At 40.4% G+C, this 17,332-nt stretch carries 16 protein-coding genes; 5 read left to right on the top strand and 11 right to left on the bottom strand.

Features of this window, described 5'->3' with window-relative positions; all coding sequences use genetic code 11:
• Positions 1–84: 84 nt before the first annotated feature.
• The 3 genes from ACM2FC_RS16915 to ACM2FC_RS16905 are packed head-to-tail and all read left to right on the top strand — an operon-like array spanning position 85 to position 3,588.
• Positions 85–1,353 (top strand): PqiA/YebS family transporter subunit, encoded by a 1,269-nt coding sequence (locus tag ACM2FC_RS16915; protein WP_498482142.1) that lies wholly within the window; start codon positions 85–87, stop codon positions 1,351–1,353.
• Positions 1,334–2,998, top strand: coding sequence for an intermembrane transport protein PqiB (pqiB, locus tag ACM2FC_RS16910; RefSeq protein ID WP_498482141.1), 1,665 nt, complete (start codon positions 1,334–1,336; stop codon positions 2,996–2,998). The genes ACM2FC_RS16915 and pqiB overlap by 20 nt, the downstream gene beginning before the upstream one ends.
• Positions 2,995–3,588, top strand: a complete 594-nt coding sequence (locus tag ACM2FC_RS16905; RefSeq protein WP_498482140.1) for a PqiC family protein — start codon at positions 2,995–2,997, stop codon at positions 3,586–3,588. Before pqiB ends, ACM2FC_RS16905 begins: the two co-directional genes overlap by 4 nt.
• Positions 3,589–3,601: 13 nt before the next feature.
• Here ACM2FC_RS16905 and ACM2FC_RS16900 read toward each other — a convergent pair whose 3' ends face one another.
• Positions 3,602–4,534 carry an ABC transporter substrate-binding protein gene (locus ACM2FC_RS16900; protein ID WP_498482139.1) on the bottom strand — a complete coding sequence of 311 codons (933 nt, stop codon included), beginning with the start codon at positions 4,532–4,534 and terminating at the stop codon, positions 3,602–3,604.
• Positions 4,535–4,879: 345 nt separating this feature from the next.
• On the opposite strand from ACM2FC_RS16900, the gene ACM2FC_RS16895 reads away from it, so the two are divergent.
• Positions 4,880–6,184, top strand: a complete 1,305-nt coding sequence (locus ACM2FC_RS16895) for a methyl-accepting chemotaxis protein (RefSeq protein WP_498482138.1) — start codon at positions 4,880–4,882, stop codon at positions 6,182–6,184.
• Between the two features lie 56 nt (positions 6,185–6,240).
• On the opposite strand, the gene ACM2FC_RS16890 is transcribed toward ACM2FC_RS16895, so the two are convergent.
• The 9 genes from ACM2FC_RS16890 to ACM2FC_RS16850 all read right to left on the bottom strand — a co-directional run bounded on the left by ACM2FC_RS16890 (position 6,241) and on the right by ACM2FC_RS16850 (position 14,760).
• A complete protein-coding gene (locus tag ACM2FC_RS16890; protein WP_498482137.1) occupies positions 6,241–6,387 on the bottom strand; it encodes a YoaH family protein in 147 nt (48 codons plus the stop codon).
• A gap of 88 nt (positions 6,388–6,475) precedes the next feature.
• Positions 6,476–7,669 carry a conjugal transfer protein TraF gene (locus ACM2FC_RS16885; RefSeq protein WP_498482136.1) on the bottom strand — a complete coding sequence of 398 codons (1,194 nt, stop codon included), beginning with the start codon at positions 7,667–7,669 and terminating at the stop codon, positions 6,476–6,478.
• A gap of 58 nt (positions 7,670–7,727) precedes the next feature.
• On the bottom strand, positions 7,728–8,609 hold the full coding sequence (locus ACM2FC_RS16880; protein WP_498482134.1) for a DUF2861 family protein: 882 nt from the start codon (positions 8,607–8,609) through the stop codon (positions 7,728–7,730).
• Positions 8,609–9,268 carry a response regulator transcription factor VxrB gene (gene vxrB / locus ACM2FC_RS16875; RefSeq protein ID WP_498482133.1) on the bottom strand — a complete coding sequence of 220 codons (660 nt, stop codon included), beginning with the start codon at positions 9,266–9,268 and terminating at the stop codon, positions 8,609–8,611. The genes ACM2FC_RS16880 and vxrB overlap by 1 nt, the downstream gene beginning before the upstream one ends.
• Complete coding sequence (vxrA, locus tag ACM2FC_RS16870) at positions 9,243–10,694, bottom strand: sensor histidine kinase VxrA (RefSeq protein WP_498482132.1); 1,452 nt, start codon at positions 10,692–10,694, stop codon at positions 9,243–9,245. The genes vxrB and vxrA overlap by 26 nt, the downstream gene beginning before the upstream one ends.
• A gap of 201 nt (positions 10,695–10,895) precedes the next feature.
• Positions 10,896–12,269, bottom strand: coding sequence for a Re/Si-specific NAD(P)(+) transhydrogenase subunit beta (gene pntB, locus ACM2FC_RS16865; RefSeq protein WP_498482131.1), 1,374 nt, complete (start codon positions 12,267–12,269; stop codon positions 10,896–10,898).
• A gap of 14 nt (positions 12,270–12,283) precedes the next feature.
• Positions 12,284–13,837, bottom strand: coding sequence for a Re/Si-specific NAD(P)(+) transhydrogenase subunit alpha (locus ACM2FC_RS16860; RefSeq protein WP_498482130.1), 1,554 nt, complete (start codon positions 13,835–13,837; stop codon positions 12,284–12,286).
• Positions 13,838–14,095: 258 nt separating this feature from the next.
• Positions 14,096–14,380, bottom strand: coding sequence for an HlyU family transcriptional regulator (locus ACM2FC_RS16855; RefSeq protein ID WP_498482129.1), 285 nt, complete (start codon positions 14,378–14,380; stop codon positions 14,096–14,098).
• Positions 14,381–14,394: 14 nt separating this feature from the next.
• Complete coding sequence (locus tag ACM2FC_RS16850) at positions 14,395–14,760, bottom strand: late competence development ComFB family protein (RefSeq protein ID WP_498482128.1); 366 nt, start codon at positions 14,758–14,760, stop codon at positions 14,395–14,397.
• Positions 14,761–15,025: 265 nt separating this feature from the next.
• Here ACM2FC_RS16850 and ACM2FC_RS16845 point away from each other — a divergent pair, with 265 nt between their 5' ends.
• Positions 15,026–16,246: a GGDEF domain-containing protein gene (locus ACM2FC_RS16845; RefSeq protein ID WP_498482127.1), complete on the top strand. Its 1,221-nt coding sequence runs from the start codon at positions 15,026–15,028 to the stop codon at positions 16,244–16,246.
• 5 nt (positions 16,247–16,251) lie between these two features.
• On the opposite strand, the gene ACM2FC_RS16840 is transcribed toward ACM2FC_RS16845, so the two are convergent.
• The gene (locus ACM2FC_RS16840) at positions 16,252–17,232 is read right to left on the bottom strand and encodes a diguanylate cyclase (protein ID WP_498482126.1); all 981 of its coding nucleotides are present in this window, start codon (positions 17,230–17,232) and stop codon (positions 16,252–16,254) included.
• Positions 17,233–17,332: the final 100 nt, after the last annotated feature.

The raw sequence follows: 17,332 nt of genomic DNA, 5'->3' as shown, positions 1-17,332 counted from the left end.
GTAAACTCTACATAACAGAATTCGTTATAGCATACGCATTTAGTCGAATGTCTTTCGATAAATTCAATAATATTTTAGTTAAAAATGAGTGATAATCAGTTCTTAGAAAACGAAACAGCTTGTGATTCATGTGACTGGATAAACACAATCCCACCGATGCAGCATAACGAAAGATTACGCTGTTCCCGATGCGATCATCCCATACTGACTGTGACAAAAAAAACCGAACAGTTATTGTTAGCAAATAGCTCTGCTGCCATTATGCTGTTCATTCTGTCTCTAACATATGAATTTCTTGGCTTTAGCTCCAACGGAATAACTCAGCAAATTAGCTTATGGGACTGCGTCAACGCCCTTCTCATTGAGCACTTTACTATTCTAGGTGCAGTAGTCTCGGTTACGTTAGTTGTATTGCCGTTAATTTACCTTTCAAGTGTATTTTGTCTAAGTATTTTACTAATCGCAAAATCAAAACATCATCGTTTTACACGTTGGCTACTACTAAGCCTAGAAACCGTTCAACCTTGGCTTATGGTCGATGTTTTTATGCTTGGAGGGTTGGTCGCTTTAGTTAAGTTAAAAAGCCTTGCAGATGTGAGCTTGGGCATCTCGTTCTGGGCATTTGCCGCCTATACACTGTTACTAATTCGCACAATATGTCTGGTAGATAAAAGGTGGTTATGGAATCGTTTTTTTGGAAAAAGCAAAAAACACAATATCAGTACCCCACTGCAAACTGCGCGCTCTAAAGGACTTATTGGCTGTCAATATTGTGGAGCTTTAAATACTGCAGACGCCCACACTTGCGACAGGTGTCATCACGTTATTCATAGTAGAAAGTCTTCTAGCCTTGCACGTACTTTAGCATTGCTCATTAGCGCGAGCATTCTCTATGTACCAGCAAATTTATTTCCTATTATGAACACCACGTTTCTCGGTACGACCGAACATTCAACTATTATTGGCGGTGTTTTGCTTCTTTGGGGGCTAAAGTCTTACCCAGTCGCTTTGGTCATCTTAATTGCTAGTGTGCTTGTTCCTATTGCGAAAATTCTTTCGCTTTTTTGGTTATGCTGGCAATATCATTTCGCAACTGATTTGCAAGCGATAAAAAAACAGAAGATTTATCATTTAACGGAAGTGGTGGGACGTTGGTCAATGGTCGATGTTTTTGTCGTTGCCATTCTGTCCGCATTGGTACAACTTGGTACTGTTATGAACATTGTACCGGGCATTGCCGCTATCTCATTTTGCGGAGTCGTAATTCTTACCATGTTGGCCGCGATGAGCTTCGATTCTCGTTTACTTTGGGATCTATCAGAGGAAGAAAAGTTTGACAGAACAGCACCCTAACGTTGAATCCACACGACGTTTTAAGTTTAATACAATTTGGATTGTGCCTCTGGTGGCCTTAGTGGTATCTGGGTGGATGATATATGACAATTGGGCGCAAAAAGGCCCAGAGATCACCATTATCGCAAAAGATGCTGACGGCCTAGAAGTTGGAAAAACAAAAGTAAAAGCCCGCAATGTCGACATTGGAGAAGTGACCAATATTAAACTAAGCAGTGACTTCACCCACGCTATTATTACGTTACAAATGAATAAAGGCACTCAAGCCTTATTACGTGCAAACACCAAATTTTGGGTGGTAAAGCCTAGAGTGGGTGCCGAAGGTATTAGTGGGCTTGGTACGCTGTTGTCAGGAGCATACATTAACATGGAACCGGGTAACGAAGGGGCTAACACCTACAAATTTACCATGTTGGACAAACCACCACTTTCCACGGTTAATGACAAGGGTATTAGAATTAGACTTTACTCAACTCAAAGCACCAAGCTAGAAGTTGGAACCCCTGTTCACTTCCGAGGTTATGAAGTTGGATATATAGAAGACGTAGGTTTCGATATTAAACGAGGCGCAATTACTTATCGATTGTTTATTCACGCGCCTTACGATGCTTTAGTCAACAGTAATGTTCGCTTTTGGATGACTCCAGGGTTATCCGTGAAAGGGACAGCCAAAGGGTTAGAAGTGCGAGTCGACTCGTTACAAAGCCTAATATCTGGTGGTATTAGCTTTGGTAGTATCAACCTACAAAAAACGCCTCATCCGGTGAAAGACTTAACCGAATTTAGGCTGTTCACCTCTAAGCAAGAAGCTGAAGATAACCGATACAATAAGTTTATTTATTACGTAATGCTTTTTAAAGGGAGTATTGCTGGACTCGAAAAAGGTACGCCGGTTGAATATAATGGTATTCAAATCGGTACGGTTACTCAAGTTCCTTACCGAGGAGCGTCAATCGAAACACTTGATACAGAGACTAGCCCGCCAATACCAGTATTAGTCCGTATTGCTCCTCAAAGGTTAGAGTACAACTTTAGTGACACAACTCTAAGCTTAGAAAAGTGGAAGCAGCGCTTTCAAGAAGCCTTTCAAAAAGGCGCAAGAGCAACGCTCAATACCAGTAACCTACTTACCGGGGCGAAAATTGTTGATATCAAATACGTCAAAAATGCTAAGACTCCGAAAGTAGTAAAATTCGGAAAATATAACGTCTTTCCTACCACCTCGGATAGCTTAGCAACGATGCAAGATAAAGTAGAAATTATCTTAAATAAGCTTGCTTCTTTGCCATTAAATAAGACGGTTACCGAGCTAAACAAAACACTTGAATCTGCTGCTTCTACCCTAAATGAATTAGACAAAGTCTCGAAAAGCACAGGCAAACTACTGTCCAACAAAGACACACAGCAACTGCCAGAAAAGCTATCACAGAGTTTAAAATCATTGGATGCGACATTGTCCGACTATAAATCAGAAGGGATTGTTGGCCAAAAGCTTCAGCAGACTTTGGGCTCTCTGCAAAGAACACTGGATGAGCTCCAGCCACTACTGCAAGAGATTCGTCAGAAACCAAACGCTCTTATATTTGGTAAATCTCAACGTTCTGATATAGAACCTAAAGCGGCGCAGGGAGAGAATAAACAATGAAAAAAGGACTATTGATAGTTGCAATTACTACCCTGTTGAGTGCATGTGCGAGCACTAGTGAAACAGGCTATCAGGAATATTTGTTGCCTAACCACACAGCTGTTTCTGCCTATAAGACTGATATGAGCCTAGGCAGTACGTCAATTCAGCTCAAACCCATCAATGTCGCAGATTACCTTAAACGGTTGAACATCGTGATGGTAAACAATGATGGTAAGGTCTATCAGGCTGCAAATCATTTATGGGCTGAACCACTAGCTTCTCAACTTGAAGGACTCAGTATGAGCAGACTTGACCAGAGAATCCCTTCTATTAATTGGCTCCCCTCCTCACAGCCAATTTCAAACGCGTTAACGTTACAGATAGATGTTTCTAATTTTTACGCAAATTTCAAAGGTGAGATAATCATTAGTGGTCGATGGTACTTAGTGTCAGATACCAATAAGTTAGTAGACAGTGGCGTTTTTAACCGTCAAGCAAAACTGACTCAAGATGGTTATACTGCGATGACTGACCAACTCGCTAAAACGTGGCTCACCGAAATTATTGATCCTATTGCAAACGATATTGCCAATAAAGAAAATCAATAATGCGTAATCAGTCCTAGTTTCTAGGGCTGTTTATTAGCTTTACACGAGTTTTCACGCTTGGTGGTATAGTTAGCTGGTACTTTTCAAGTGCGCTAGCGTTTATCAATAAAGTTGGGTTGTCATCAACTTTATAGGGAATCAGAGCAATGTCTTTGCCCTTAACCAGTACATCGATGATGGACTTCGCGAGCATTTTTCCTAGCTTGTTATCGTCTGGAACGAAACCTCCCAAAGCCCCTTCTAGAATAGGCGCTTTGCTGTACGAAATAACCACTGTACCTTCTGCAGCCTCGATAATATCCTTCGCATTATCAAAAACTAATGCTTGATTGCCAATGATAAACAGATCGACTTCATGTTTGTTGTGTTTCACAACTTCAACCAATTCTGATTTACTCGAAACCAAGGCATCAGAATATTTAAACCCTAGTTTATCGGCAACCTCCTTAGTGTCGGATTGATCAACTAAAGAACTTGGATGATTTTTTTCAGCAAGTAACATTACACTCGATATATTGGGAATGACCCTCTGTAGAACATTAAACTGAAGGACTTTGGGGATATAATAAGTTACCCCTGTCACTCCAGCTAGTTGCGACACCCCTAGAGCCAATGGATGAGTATGCCCTCCCGTAAACGTAAAAACGGTAGGAGGATTATTTGACAACCACTTTGCCCCATTAGAGCGTAAGATAACAATTGCATCTTTTTCTTTACTCCATTGGGATACTATTTTTTCTAGATCTTTTTCGGAAGATAATTGCTTTTTAGTCTGAATATGAATTTGTGGGGCTTCTTCTAATAATTGCTGTTGCAAAGACGTTGATATTCTTTCTGCCATGCCAGATTGCCCAATCCAAGTTATTCCTATCTGTAATTCATTGGCAAGTGGCGTACCAAATAACAAGAAATAAATTACAACACTCGAAACAATCCTTTGCTTCATCAACAGTACCTAACAATAAAATAGTAACAGAGTATCTGTTTAGTTTAGTACGTACAAAAAAGAGTGTTTAATGTTTAAGCATTTACTCACACAGGTCGTCTAGCTGAACTTTATATAACGTTGAAACTATTGGCTAATCCGCTTAGTATCTAAGCTGACATTCTTTAAGTTCTTGAGTGCTCTTTAACTTTAATCATCTAAACATTAAATTTTGTGGCCAAGGCTTGTTCTATTTATGAGTTTTCCATACGGTATAAGTGTTTCTATTTACATATTTATCACCTTTCTTGAATCATGGATTATACTGTAGGTACTTCTTGAGTTTCTAAGGACAGATGACAAGATATGTTTTTCAAAAAAGCCAGCAGTGTTGAGAAAGAAGACACATACTCAACCGATGTATATAACGCAATTAAGAACAATATTGCTTGGATAGAGTTTTATCCAAATGGGGATTTTAAAGACGCAAGCCAGCTTTTTCTAGATGTTGTTGGTTATTCAAAACAAGAAATGCAAGGAAAACATCATCGCGTTTTTTGTGAACCAGGATATGCAACAAGCAGTGAATACCGCCAATTTTGGGTTGAATTAGGCCATGGACAAGTCAAGCATGGTACATTTGAGCGTTTTTCCAAATCTGGCGAAAAAATTATTTTGTCAGCAACTTATTTCCCAATAAAAGACGACCACGGAAAAGTCATTAGTGTGGCAAAAATAGCCTCTGATATTACTGAGCTTCACGCTCAAGATATTAATAAACAATCCGTATTAAATGCTTTAGATACCTCCCTTGCCGTTATCGAGTTTGAACCTGATGGAACGGTATTGCACGCAAACTCAAACTTTCTTTCCGCAATGGGCTACAAATTAGCGGATATCCAAGGCTCCCACCATAAAATGTTTTGCTTTGATGACTTTTATAAAGAAAACCCTAATTTTTGGACAGAGCTTGCAAGAGGTGAATTTAAATCCGGTCAGTTTCTCCGTCGATCTGCCCATGGGGATAGAATATGGATAGAAGCAACATATAACCCAATCTGCGATCAGAACGGGAAAGTATATAAAGTTATTAAGTTTGCCTCTGATATTTCAGCTCAAGTTGAAAAAAATGAAGCCATTTCTAGAGCCTCCGAAGTGGCTTATAGTACGTCAGTAGAAACGGCACAAATTGCTAAAGAAGGTTCACAGGGTTTAACCGAAAGCGTTCAAATTGCTTCGTCTATTACTGAAAAACTGTCGGAAACAAGCCAAGCTATGCTCACTCTAAATGAGAGATCGCAAAGCATTGAAGAAATCGTAGCAACCATTAAAAGCATTGCCGATCAAACCAACCTTTTAGCACTCAACGCGGCGATCGAAGCAGCCCGTGCTGGCGAACAAGGTCGCGGCTTCGCAGTTGTTGCTGATGAAGTAAGACAACTTGCTTCTAGAACCACAGAAGCTACTTCCGAAATTGCAGACGTAGTAAATGAGACTAGGAGCTCAACTCAAGATATGACGATGATGATGGAAGAAGTATCTGAAATAGCGAATAGAGGTAGGGATAAAGTCACTGAAGTATCCGCTGTAATGGATGAGATTTATAAAGGCGCTGAAAATGTATCCGAAACCGTTCGTGATCTCTCCGACAATCAAGCCCACGAAGGCTAGCTAATATTTACAGAGCTTAAGTAAAAAGGCCGTTGCTCTAGAACAACGGTCTTTTTCTATGCCTTATTTAATCTTTCTTCTCGAATTTGTTGCGCGATTATTTTTATCGCTTCTGCGGTACTTATCCCTTCAGACATAAGTTTTTGAATCTTTTCGACAGCTTGCTGCTGCTCTTCGTGGGTTAAGCCTAAATCTTCAAACATATTCGCCTCCATAAGTCTTGCGGCGAACTATATAATAAAATCGACAACTCTCAAAGTGAACACCCTAAATGTTCCAAGCTAACAGCATCTAGTAAGTACCGAGGAAATTAACAAATGCTCCCATGGCATGTTCATTAGTATAGCTGACACCTAAGTCAAACTCGATAATGTTAAGAAAGTCGATACCAATACCGGCGGTGTAAGTATCTTCAGAATTACTATAGGCCAAGTTCTTATTATAACCGGCTCGAAGTTTAAGCTGACGTAAAATATCTATTTCACCACCGACTCTTAACATTTGGGTATTATCTGAAAAGTTGGTAAAGCGTTCCTGCTCGTTAAGGTCATAATCGACACTTATCGATGCAAAGTCACCTACTAATCCAGCACCAACGGTATAGATTGGTCTCATTTGGTAGGTATAGTTTAGGGTGAGAGTACGTGACTGGCTGCCGTCGATACTGCTTGTTAGTGTTTGGGATATTGTTTCTGTCTCAATATCACGTGATACTAAATTCATTGCGGAAAAGCCAAATCTAAGTGGTCCGTGGAACCACAGCATTCCCGCATCCATGTTAAACATGGTGTTACCATTACTATTTTCAGCAAAATCTTTTATGTCGTAATTTGTCGCATTTGCTGAATAGACATAGGTATAGATGCGTTGAAGCTTGGGTGAGATACCAAAAGAAAGGTGCTGGCCTAAAAAAGTTTGGTATTTTGCTAAAGACACACCGACTTCAGTAACCGCAACAGACACTGCGTTTATAGCACTTAACTCAGCGTTAACAGCAATATCTGTTTGTGCGTTACCAGTATTTGCGCCACTATAAATATCCGATTCAGCGAAAGTTTCAGCGTAAGCCTTACCAAATACATTCAGAGCAATATACTGATTCGGAATTGCAAAAGCGACTGTGCCACCAAGCTGAGCACTTGCCGTATCACCGGTTAAATTATCTAATTCTGCTTGAATCGCGCTGGCATCGCTTCCGTTCGTGTAACTCGATAATAAATCTGAAAGATTATCCAAATCGTTGATCATGTCGTCCTCATCATTATAGATGAGTCCGAAGCTAGGTAAGATCATCCCTGCATCATCGTTGCGGCGATATATTGCTGTTATAGCAGGGTTATAAAATGGTGCAGTGAGAAAGTTGGCGGCAACGACACCCACTCCCCCCATTGAATCGCCACGAGCTTCAATCGCATAACTCGCTGAATATGTAGAGCAGGCAACAAACGTTGCTGAAAATGAGCATAGTCTAATGAATTGTTTCATAATGATATAAACTTTATTCCCTTAATGTTTATATCTTTCTATTTAATATTAACTTTAATCAATCATCTACAGAAACATCATATGTTTTGCTAATTGTTTGCGTTTGTTCAACAATTATTGATCCCTGCCACCTCTCATGAGTCATTGAAACCGCAAGTACGTAACGACCTTGAGGAAGCTTACTATCAGCAAGTGAAGTTGGATAATCTGAGTCGTAACTCTGGTTCCAAACCTGGTCATACTTGCCATCCTTATAGCTGAACACCGATACATCTAACTTAGGCAGTGGACAAAAGCGGTTAAGCAAAGCGTTTTTATCTATTACCCAGTGATCTTTAGATACCCAACGTACCGTTTGTTTTGCCTTAGGTTTACCAAAGATAAGCCAAGAACTCCAAGAATCTTGGTTTTCAGCAGTCACATCAATACGGTATAAACCTTCTGGCACCCAATTATTTAAATTGTATCGCATGGTGTAAACATAATCTGTGCTATCACCATCTTTAACTTGAGAGCTTGTAAGAGAATCATCTGCAGATATGGTTTTACTAACCCACTTCTTCAGAGAAACACTGTATAAACGCTTTGTAGAGGTAACTTGAACAACCGCTCGATAAGAGTCACGACCTGGGCTTTGCACGTCAGCGCGTTCTACAACGACAGATTTTATCCACTCGGGAAATGATTTCGTGACCAACCCTTTACCGCAGTCTAACTCTAAGGACTGCGTAAAAAGCGCATTTAGGTGTGGACCGAGGGTTTTACTTTCGTCCAATTGCCAAAGTTCAACCAACGACGTAAACATGGCAGGCAAGTTGTCGTTCAACAAGTGCTGATGCGCTTGTGTTAGTGGTGTATTTTCTTCAAACCACTCCACACTATTTGCGTAGCTAGGTGCACTTAATAGTACACCTAACATTATTACGAGTATCGATCGCATTACGCTTTCATCTTATACCCAACACCTCGAAGGGTTTCAATCTCTAAACCTGGTAATTTTTGACGAAGTTGAAGTACATGCGTGTCTACTGTTCGTGTTGTAGGGAAATGATTGTAACCCCACACATGATCAAGTAATTCATCTCGAGTAAACACACGACCTAGGTTACTTGCCAAAAACAATAATAAATCGAATTCAGTTCGAGTAAGCGTTACTGACTCATCGTTGTAAAACACTTCACGAGTAGCTTTATCTATGAGTAAGTTATCGGTCTTAACTTTTGTATCATCTAATACATCTCCTTCAGGGAGACGAAGTTGCGCACGAACTCGCGCAAATAATTCTGCTTCAGCGAACGGCTTGGTTAAATAGTCATTTGCGCCTGCATCTAATCCAGTCACTTTATCTTTCACAGTAACTAGTGCAGTCAGCAATATAACTGGTACATTCTTTATCTTTTTCCAATCTGCTAGGTGTTGTACAGAGTCACCATCTGGTAGTTGACGATCTAAGATGACTAAGTCCGCTTTGTCCCAATATTGTTGGACATCAGCTATGGTCTCAGAGTGGAAACATTCATATCCCGCTTGTTCGAGGCTAACTAATAGGCCATCTGCTAAATTTTTATCATCTTCAACAAGAAGCAATGTCTGTTTCACAAGGTATCTCCAATATAAATGTTGTAGGTGGTCCAGCGAGATTCATCTTTCCTCCCATTCGACCAACCATGGATTCTACTATTGTCAAGCCTAAACCAAGACCACTCTTACTGACAAATGGCTTGCGTAATACGTGCCAGTCTTTCTGGGTCAATTGGCCTTGGTCAATTACTTTTATTACTAACATGTTATGACTAGTAGACACTTGTAAGCTCACGGGCGAAACACCATATTTCACAGCGTTGTTTATCAAATTATCTATACAAGTACCAAGCCAATACACATTAAGTTTCGCTGCGACATCCTTATCGATATTAAACTGGACATCATGTTCCAATTCTTCAACTTTAAATTGTAACCACTCTTCAACTGAGGGTACCCATTCTGTTGCTAGGGGTTTGTTATCTGACTGTAAATAATCCTTACTTGCTTCTGCTAATTGCCTTAAACGCCGAGAATCTTCGCACAATCTTCTAAATTCATCGTAAACACTTTCTGGCAGGCGTTCAAATTCTCTCCTAAAACCCTCCACAGTTAGAGATAAACTTGCGATAGGAGTTCGCAATTCGTGCGTTAAAATTTGCAAAATAAGCATTCGACTCTGCATTTCTTGCCGTTTAGTATTCCAGCGATATAACGCCCAGCCAAGAACTAGCAAAATATTCGCTATAACTAGTACGACCATACTAATGCGTAAAAGTGCAGAATGATCTTTAACATTCCAACAAATATTTCCCCGTTGTACAAAACAGGCATTTGATTGGTTATAAAGTTTGAAGCTTAATCCTGACTTATCTACGTTGTTTTTCCAGATATTTTCTGGATAAAGATAGTAACTATCATTTTGGCGCAACCACAAATAATCACGCTCAATAAACATCTTTGCTCCAGAAATGAGCGCTTCCAAAGCACCTGGACTCATTCTTTGTAAACGACCAAGTAGCGTGGTTGCCGGTGCAAGTGGTCGTTCCTTAATATGCATGTACTGCTCTAACTCTTTCTCCTCGGATGGATGCACTAGAGAATAACGATAAGCGTATGTGCCCCCCCCGGGGTGTATTAATCCACTTCTCGCAAACCAACGTAAACTTAGTTTCGTGCCATTACACATTGCACGGGTAAACACCAAAGGTTCAGTAATTAAAGGGCTTAGGGGTAACTTACCCGTACAGTTTTTAGCGAGCTGGTAAAGCCGTTGTATATCTTTTATCGGATAAGAGGACGTTTGTGGCAGCATTGAGCTAGGCTCAAGCAACTTGGTTGGATAATCTGTCTGAATAGCGCGAATATCATAAGATACCGTCGCTTTTGCCGGATTGAATAAATCAACAAAATTATCTATACGTTCGGGAAGAGACTCAGCCCTGACCTGCATTGAGGAAATCGCTAATAGAGCAAATAAGAAATGGAGCGTTGTCTTAATCAAGGCAATTTATCTACAAGTCAAAGTATCAGATATAATATAACTTATTATTCTATAAACAACTGCTATTAATGTAATGCTAAGGTAAATATTAGCGAAGTCAATGCAGCTGTCAGTATACAACGCCAAATTTTTAACAAATACTCAAAGAACGAAAAAAGGGCGAATTAGGTATCGCCCTTCGTGAGTTAGCAAAAAGTCTATTTACAATGCTTTTGCTATAGCGTCGACGCTTTCTTTCGCATCACCGAACAACATGTGTGTATTATCTTTAAAGAATAGCGGATTTTGAACTCCAGCATAACCTGTATTCATTGAGCGCTTAAAGACGATGACATTACTTGCGTTCCATACCTCAAGTACCGGCATCCCCGCAATAGGGCTAGCGGGATCTTCTTGAGCCGCAGGGTTTACAGTATCATTTGCACCAATCACTAACACAGTATCTGTTTCGGTAAAATCATCATTAATTTCTTCCATTTCCAATACCACATCGTAAGGTACTTTCGCTTCAGCAAGCAGGACGTTCATGTGACCCGGTAACCTTCCCGCAACTGGATGAATGCCAAATCGGACATTAACACCTTGGTTACGAAGCTTTTCTGTTATCTCATGAACAGGATACTGAGCCTGAGCAACTGCCATACCATACCCTGGCGTAATCACGACTGACTTAGAAGATTTCAGCATATCTGCGACGTCTTCAGCGTTGGTTTCATGGTAATCACCTACCTCTTCATCTCCGCCAGTGGAAACTTCTTGACCAAATCCACCAGCAATCACACTGATAAATGAACGGTTCATTGCCTTACACATAATGTAAGAAAGAATCGCACCAGAGGAACCAACTAAGGCACCAGTAACAATTAACAAATCGTTCGCGAGCATGAAACCAGCCGCTGCCGCTGCCCAACCAGAGTAGGAGTTAAGCATAGACACAACCACTGGCATATCAGCGCCACCAATAGATGCTACGAGGTGATAGCCGAACACTAAAGCAATCACCGTCATTACCAACAATGCCGATACACTTCCGCCTACTTCGACAAATCGAATTAACAAAGCAATAGAAACAACGACCGCTGCTAAATTCCACTTGTGCTTATGGGGAATGTTCATCGGAGATGAGGAGACCAATCCGCGCAGTTTAGCAAAAGCCACAATAGACCCTGTAAACGTCACTGCCCCGATGAAAACACCTAGAAAGACTTCAACTAAGTGAATGGTATGCTCTGCAGAAGTCATTACAGGTGCATGCAAATAGCTGTTAAAACCTACTAATACCGCTGCTGCACCGACGAAGCTATGTAAGATTGCGACTAGCTCTGGCATTTCTGTCATTTCGACTTTTTTGGCGTAATAAATACCAATACACGCGCCAATAACCATAGCTAGGATAATCCAAGTAACCGCACTCGTTGACGGGCTAAATATTGTGGCCAACAACGCCACTGTCATTCCAGCGATCCCGTAATAGTTTCCCGCTCGTGCTGATTCTTGCTTAGACAAACCTGCTAAACTAAGAATGAAAAACAGTGCTGCAACAACATAAGCAGCTTGTACTAATCCAACTGACATTTCCTTTTCCTTCCCTAATCTTTACGGAACATTTCGAGCATACGTTTAGTCACGGTAAATCCGCCGAATATATTTATACTGGCGATCAAGACCGCAATAAATGATAGAAAGCTGACGAGACCATTTCCTTGCCCTATCTGAAGTAGTGCACCGACAATAATGATTCCTGAAATCGCATTTGTAACTGACATAAGCGGGGTGTGTAGTGCATGGGTAACGTTCCAAACTACGTAGTAGCCAACTACACATGCCAACACAAAAACGGTAAAGTGAGCTAAGAACGCTGCCGGAGCAACCGACGCTACCCAAGCAAATACAGCGACTCCGGCCGTAATCAGTGCCACTTTTTTCTTCGGTGACATGGGCTTGGCTTGTTCTTCGTGGTGTATAGGTTCAGCTTGTTGAGGTTTAGCAGCTTGAGCTGAAACTTGAATAGGAGGTGCAGGCCAAGTAACTTCACCATCTTTAACTACTGTCACTCCACGAAGAACAACATCGTCAAAGTTGATATCAATCTGACCATCTTTATTTTTACAAAGAAGTTTTAGTAAGTTGACGATATTCGTAGCATATAGTTGCGAAGACTGAGTTGGTAATCTTGCGACCATGTCCGTATAACCAACGATCTTTACGCCGTTTGGCGTTGTGATCACTTTATCAGCTTCTGTATAAGCACAATTACCGCCATTTGCTGCCGCTAGGTCAACAATAACACTACCTGGCTTCATACTGTCGACCATTTCTTGAGTGATCAACTTAGGCGCTGGCTTTCCAGGAATCAATGCTGTGGTAATAATAATATCAACATCTTTAGCTTGCGCTGCATAGAGTTCTGCGGCTTTTTTATTAAAGTCATCGGACATCTCTTTAGCATAGCCATCGCCAGCTCCTGAGTCCTCTAGAAAGTCTACCTCTAAAAACTCCGCTCCCATTGATTGGACCTGTTCTTTAACCTCTGGTCGAACGTCAAATGCCCTAACAATAGCCCCTAAGCTTCCTGCCGCGCCGATTGCCGCTAAACCTGCAACCCCAGCCCCAGCAACCAATACCTTAGCAGGAGGCACTTTCCCAGCAGCTGTAATTTGACCAGTAAAGAATCGTCCAAATTCATGTGCCGCTTCTACAACTGCACGATACCCTGCAATATTGGCCATAGATGAAAGCGCATCAAGTGCTTGCGCTCGAGATATCCTTGGCACGGAATCCATAGCCATTACATTAATATTTTTACTTGAAAGCTTGTCCATCAACTCCTGATGTTGAGCAGGCCAAATAAAGCTGATTAGTGTCGCGCCTTCCTTGATTAAGCTAATCTCATCTAACTCATCGCCTTCTTCAAATAAAGGCGCATTCACTTTAAGAATGATGTCGGAATCCCAAGCTTCTTGAGTGGATACTATTTTCGCTCCTGCTCGTTCATACGCATCATCGTCAAAACTTGCTAAAACACCCGCTTGAGTTTCAATTGCAATATCAAAGCCCAATTTAAGCAGTTGCTCAACCGATTTGGGTGAAGCTGCTACCCGAGTTTCACCAGAAAATACTTCTTTAGGCACACCAATTTGCATAGCCATTCCTTAACCATTGGTACAAATGTGTAATTGTTTTATCTAACGTTTTTAAATAGTTCAAGAGTTTTTCAACGAAAAATACAAATAACAAAGAAATGCAACAAAACCCTGTACAATCTGATGCATTTAAAGTACAAAGTTACGTTAGCCTTTGCCTTACTTGCTTGAATCGTTTATTTGGTTTGATATATGAGGACGATAGAGCCCAAAGGCCCTATGCATATTTAGAATGGTTCTTGTTCTAACGAGTCAAAATCACGAAAAAATATCATCTCCCATTTGGTCAATGAACATTTGTGCTTTTTTTAGCATAAACTCATTTGCATCTTCACGGGTTGCAAGAACATCAGAGCGAATAAATCGATGAGACTTTGTTTCATCTTCAAAGTTCTTCGTGATACGTCCAGCAATCCTGTATTGTCCCCCTTCCTCAATGGACTCTTGATAAATGAAATATCCTTTATACTCTACTGGCTCTACTTCTACTTTTTGTTCAGACGGTGAAGGCTTTGAACCAAATAGACGTGAAAATAAACCCACAAAGAGCTCCTTAATTAGTTTTTAGGCTTTAACAATGGTTTTTCAAACCATTCTAATTGAGATTCATCATCAAAACGAGGATGAGAAAATACAATCGGGATATCACTATCACGGGTTTTACGTTGATCATTGAGAATCATAGGTAAAGCACAACTCACTGCATCCTCTGCAGCAACTTTTAGTACAACAAGTCGATCTTCCGGTAACGCTGAAAGAAAGTCTATATCATGACGAATATAAATTGGTTTTAACTGAACAAGAGCTAAACAAGCTAAATCCGCTAGCTGCTCGTGATCTAGTTGATTTGTAAACTCATCTCGAGCTAACACCTGACCAACTAAAGTTTCCATATAATTGTGCACGTCGAAACTTATTTGCATAGATTTCGCTCCTTTATCCATGATAACTCTTACTATTACACCTAATTATAGCCATAGCTGAAATCTTTGCCGAATACGCTAAGTAGTTCTAATTTTTAGCCTTAACTAACAAGTCGACAATCGGCCTTTATAAACTAACCCTAATGGTTGTGTGGTAATAATTTACTGATTTTTACTTGGAAATATAACAAATGCCATTATGCTTATAGTTGAGCATAAACTTTAGGCAACAGTGAAATACAAAAGGTCTATAGGCCCAAACTAAATGGTTAATCCTTTAAAAACGTCAACTTGGTTCCATTTTTTAATGCCATTATTTATTCTGGCTTCTATTTTGCTTGGCCTGAAATACGGTTCTTCTTACGTGACACCCAGTCACGACTTCTTTATGAAACTCCCTTTTGTGCTGCTCTCTGGCGTTATCCTTCTTGCGCACACATTTAAAAAGAGTAGAGTGGCTATGCTGGCATTTACGCTACTCCTCACATACTGGTTCATTCAGTATGTGTTGGTTCCACCGATTGAACAGTCCGCTACTAATATAAAATACTCGCTCATCACTCTGCTTATACCTGTTGGTTTTTTTTTCGTTTATCTTTTTAGAGATACCGACTTACTAAATAAAGCCTTTCTTGCTTATATGGTTACGATTCTCTTTTCGGTATATTGGCTTTACTTACTCTTCAAACATTTGTCACTCCATCCGGTAAAAACATTCGACCACATCATTTTTTTTACTGTGGAGCAACTCCCCTACCTGCCGCTATTGCTAGTCGGATATTTATCGTTGTTTATAGTTGCATCTGTTACGCTGCTGTTTAAATACAAGCGCCCGATTGATATCTCGGTATATCTCACTCTTATATTCGTCAGCTGTGCACTCTTTTTTATCAATTTGCCCTATGTTCCATGCATTCTATTTTCCGCGTTAGGGGCACTAATGCTGACCTATTTGATTTCGGCAAGTCACAAGCTCGCATTTAATGACCCGCTAACCGGCATACCCGCCCGTAATGCAATGGAAAGTGACTTAAAGAATTTAGGTAGAAAGTACACAATTGCAATGCTGGACATCGATCATTTTAAAAGAGTAAACGACGATTACGGTCATGTTGTTGGCGACGATGTGTTGCGGCTCATTGCGCGGAAACTTGAGCAACTCTCAGGTGACGGGAAGGTATATCGTTATGGTGGAGAAGAATTCGCGATTATATTTAAAGGGCAACGCGCGTCAGACGCACAAGATTATTTAGAGTTTTTAAGGGCTGCGATTGAACACTATGAAATGTATACTGCAAACAATCAAAACCAGGCCCGTGACAACGTAACTGACAATAAAGAGACTTCAGAAAAGCTAAAGGTTACGATTAGTATTGGTCTATCGGATAACCAAAGGTCCTCCAGCCCAACAGAGGTTATTGAAGCAGCAGACAATGCTTTATATGAAGCAAAGGAGCGCGGTAGAAATAGGATAATTCGACGATAACTGCTCTACCCTGTTTTCTGAGTAAAATATTCAAACTCGGCAATGCTGTAACGATTTCTACCTTCAGTTTTAGCTTGATATAATGCCTTATCTACCATTCGATATAGGTCATCAATACTTTCTTTACCCGATGGGATAAAACTCAACACCCCCTGTGACACGGTCACATATCCAATACCGTTATTAAAATCATGTGGATAGGATAATTCTCTCAGGCCATCCTGTATACGTTGTGCCTGTTGCAAAGCTTTTTCTTGGTTCGCATTACTTAGCAACACTACGAACTCTTCACCGCCGTACCGACCTATATAGTCACCACTTCTGTTGAACAAATCATTTGCCATCGAAGCAATGTTAATCAAACACTTATCACCTTCAATATGACCATAGTTATCATTGAATGGTTTAAACTTGTCGACATCGAGTAATATAATTGCCATCGAGGTACTATTTCGACCATGCAGGGTAACCAAATCTTGTAGTGTGTTGTCGATAAATCGACGATTAAAGACTTTCGTTAAACCATCTTCATTAACTTGCCGTTGTAAAACCATATTCAATTCAGAAAGCTTAGCTGAAGTTCGCTTCAGCTCACGACGCATAAACGCTATCCTCTGCATTGCGATTAGCTTTGAATTGAGTACAAGTTTATCGACCGGTTTAATTAAGTAGTCATCACCTCCAGCCTCGATGGCTTTCGCTATCATGGTAGGCTCTTCATGGCCACTTAAAAAGATGATAGGAATCCACTCGGGAAAGCGATCTCTGATTGCTTGAGATACTTCAAACCCATCCATATCTGGCATAGAAACGTCAAGAAGAACTAACTCTGGTTCAAACTCAGGGTAAATTTGAAGAGCTTCTACACCGCTTGCTGCTGTTTCTACTATGTGCCCTAGTTGCTTGAGGCGAATGGCAAGTTGCATTCTATCAAGCTGGACATCATCAACCAGCAATATACGCATTGAAGAACCAGTATTAATCATATTTTACCTAACCAGAGATCATTTTATTAAACATATAGCATATAGTCATTCAGATCGCATTGAATATTTGGGTTATTAATATTGACATTCTACGATATGT

Source organism: Vibrio sp. A37 (assembly GCF_059777565.1).
Note: the sequence above shows the minus strand (reverse complement) of the source record. Positions and strands in the feature narration are given on the sequence as shown.